Below are 3039 nucleotides of genomic sequence, written 5' to 3' on the forward strand. Positions count from 1 at the left end.
GTTACGATAGATATATTTGAAAAATCGTTGATATATGTAGAGTTACGATAGATATATTTGAAAAATCGTTGATATATTGAGAGTTGTGATAGATATATTTAAAAAATCGTTGATATATGTAGAGTTACGATAGATATATTTGAAAAATCGTTGATATATGTAGAGTTGTGACAGATATATTCAAAAAATCATTCATATTATAAGGATGTCACCTTTTTTCTTAAAATCTATATTGTATTTTATAAACAAACTAGTTAAAATTTAGAAAAATAGAAGGGGATAGACGTATGAAACAACAAATAAAAATCGCAGAACTTCTAAAACGAATTGAAACTTCAAAACAGCAAGATGTTGAGCTAGGTACTTATGAAATATATGTGTTTAGTGAAAGTGAATTAGAAAAAGGACAAATCGGTTACCGATACGATAAACATAAAAATTCATTAATAAGTGAAGAAAACGGAAAGTGGCAAGAAGGATGGATTACAATTGGATATGAAACGGATATGGGCGATCCAGTTTTCGTAAATATAGATGATGACGCTTATCCGGTTTATACTGCAGAACGTGGTACAGAAAAATGGCAGCCAGTTTATATTGGAAATATGGATGAGATTATAGGGCAATTATAAGAAAAACTTTGAATCCGGTGCAAAGTGATGGGAGAGAAGTATGAAGTATATAAAAATAATGAGCATGATTGCATTCATTGGAATATATATGGCCGGTTGTTCACAAGAGCAGCCGAAAAAAGAAACTACATCTTCTATACAAGAGAAAAACAAAGATACCAAAGAAGACGCACCAGTAGAAAAACAGCAAGAACAAGAAATAAACGAAGAATTGCAAGCAATTCAAACGAATAAGCAAGTAGAACATAAGCAAGAGGAAGTATCATCTGAGGAAAAGAAAGAAGAAACTACGCCAGTACAGCCAACTGAGCAACCAGTGCAAAATAATGAACAAAAAGTAGGGAGTAATGAAAAACAAGAGAAGTTTCTCGTCGTTATTGATCCAGGGCATCAACAAAAAGCGAATTTAAATTTAGAGCCAATTGGACCAGGGGCAACAACTCAAAAATATAAAGTGACAGACGGTACAACAGGTGTTGTGACGAAAAAGAGAGAGGCTGTACTTGTATTAGAAATGGCTTTTTTATTAAAAGAAAAGCTTGAAGCAAAAGGGATACAAGTATTAATGACGAGAACATCACAAGACGTTGATATAAGTAATAAAGAACGGGCGACATTCGCAAATAATCATAAGGCGAATTTATTTTTACGTCTTCATGCAGATGGTTCTGAAAATCCAAACGAAAGTGGATTTGCTGTATTGACGCCGGCAGAAGGAAGTCCGTATACGAAAGAGATTTATGCGGAAAGTCTTCAAATCTCTCAAATGATTGTAAATAAAATGAGGGAGAACCAGCAAGTAAAAGTAAATGAAATTAAATTTCGGGATGATCTTTCTGGATTTAATTGGGCAAAGGTTCCTGGTGTGTTATTAGAACTTGGGTTTATGTCAAACCATGAAGAAGATAAAAAATTATCTGACACGCAGTATGTAAATTCTTTATTGCAAAGTGTAACGGATAGTATAGATGCATATCGGAAGAGTAAAGCTTAAGCGCAGTCTTACATGAAAGGCTGCGTTTTTCCATATGAAACACTCGTAAATTAGAATATTGTGGATAAATATGACATGCTTAATTTTACCTGCACTTTTTGCCGAATGCTGATACAATAAAGGATGTTACTATTTAGTAGAAAGAGTGGTAAGCATGTTAGATTGGATGAAAAAGCTGTTTAACAAAGAGGAAGAACAAACAGCGATGAATAAAGAAGTACCAAAGCAAATTGAAAGTCAGCCGAAAATTCCTCGTGTAAACCACTACACTGAAGCAAGAGAAGCACAAATGGCAAGTAGGAATGCAGGTAAATGCCGTTTTCCTTTAGTACCGGATAATGGGTTCGATGAAGAGGATGAAAGCGAAGTAAATCGCTTCGAAGAACAACCTGTTCAAGGAGTAACATATGAAGAACCTACTGCCCAAAGAGGAATAAAGGTGGAAAGAAGCAGACGACCGTATGTGGAAAAGGTAGTTTCTACATATGAAGAGCCGGAAGTGCAATATGAACCGGTGCGGGAGTCTGTCGTTAAAAAGGCATCTGCACCTTCGCAAGAGAGTAACCGTAGACCATTTCGTCCAACAGAAATGATTTCGCCAATTTATGGATATAATCGTCCTTCAGTAGAGAAAAAGGAAGAAAAGCAGGAGGAAGTAAAGGAAAGAGAAGACCTTGAAATATCTGTAGAGGGTAAATCAGTCGTTGATGCATGGTTAGAGAAAAAAGGATATAAATTATCTGATTTCTCAGAAGGACAAGCACCAACTTCTTCTAGTCATAGAGCTGCTAACCAGCAAGGAGAGCAACAATATGAAGAGAATAAAAAGGAAGAAAAGTCAGTAGTTGATCAATGGCTAGAGAAAAACGGTTATGAAATCGAACGCCAAGTGCCTTTAGTAGAAGAAAAAGAAGTGATTCAAGAAATGAGTACACCGCAGGAAGTTTCAGCGGATGAATTACTTCATAAAACAGTAGCTGAGCAGATGGAAAGTGCTAAGCTAGAAAAAGATGTAGTGGTGTTAAACGAAAACAATCTACAAGAAGAATTAGTAGCTTCTAAAGTAGAGCACGAGGATACAATATTATCAGAAGAAATTAAACGTAATACAGAAATAAAACAACCTACTATTGAAGTAGAAAAGCAAGCTCCAGAAGAATCAGTGATTGTCAAAGCAGAAGAAAAACTTGAAGAAACAATCATTGTGGAAATACCAGAAGAAGTGTCAAAAGTAGAAGTAATTGTAGAAACGGAAGAGCTTGAAGAAGTAGTTATGGAAACAGAGGCACCTGAAGAAGTGGAAGCAGAAGGGTCAGAAGAGGTGGAAGTAATTGCGGAAACGGAAGAGCTTGAAGAAGTAGTTATGGAAACAGAGGCACCTGAAGAAGTGGAAGCAGAAGGGTCAGAAGAGGT

The 3039-nt window shown here is 35.8% G+C and carries 2 protein-coding genes and 1 pseudogene; all 3 read left to right on the forward strand.

Going from position 1 to position 3039, the window contains the following annotated elements:
* The first annotated feature begins 287 nt into the window (after positions 1 to 287).
* Complete coding sequence (locus ACS2QP_RS27265; RefSeq protein WP_017674323.1) at positions 288 to 632, forward strand: hypothetical protein; 345 nt, start codon at positions 288 to 290, stop codon at positions 630 to 632.
* A 40-nt stretch (positions 633 to 672) separates the two neighbouring features.
* A complete protein-coding gene (locus ACS2QP_RS27270; protein WP_438883013.1) occupies positions 673 to 1626 on the forward strand; it encodes an N-acetylmuramoyl-L-alanine amidase in 954 nt (317 codons plus the stop codon).
* A gap of 154 nt (positions 1627 to 1780) precedes the next feature.
* Positions 1781 to 3039 (forward strand): annotated as a pseudogene (locus tag ACS2QP_RS27275) (DNA translocase FtsK); the annotation flags it as partial.

Source organism: Bacillus cereus group sp. Bce019 (assembly GCF_051781745.1).
In the GTDB taxonomy this organism is placed as follows: domain Bacteria; phylum Bacillota; class Bacilli; order Bacillales; family Bacillaceae_G; genus Bacillus_A; species Bacillus_A cereus.

What these genes read in the sequence shown, in the direction of transcription:
- ACS2QP_RS27265 (WP_017674323.1), top strand. Translation starts at nt 288, where the DNA reads ATGAAACAACAAATAAAAATCGCAGAACTTCTAAAACGAATTGAAACT.
- ACS2QP_RS27270 (WP_438883013.1), top strand. Translation starts at nt 673, where the DNA reads ATGAAGTATATAAAAATAATGAGCATGATTGCATTCATTGGAATATAT.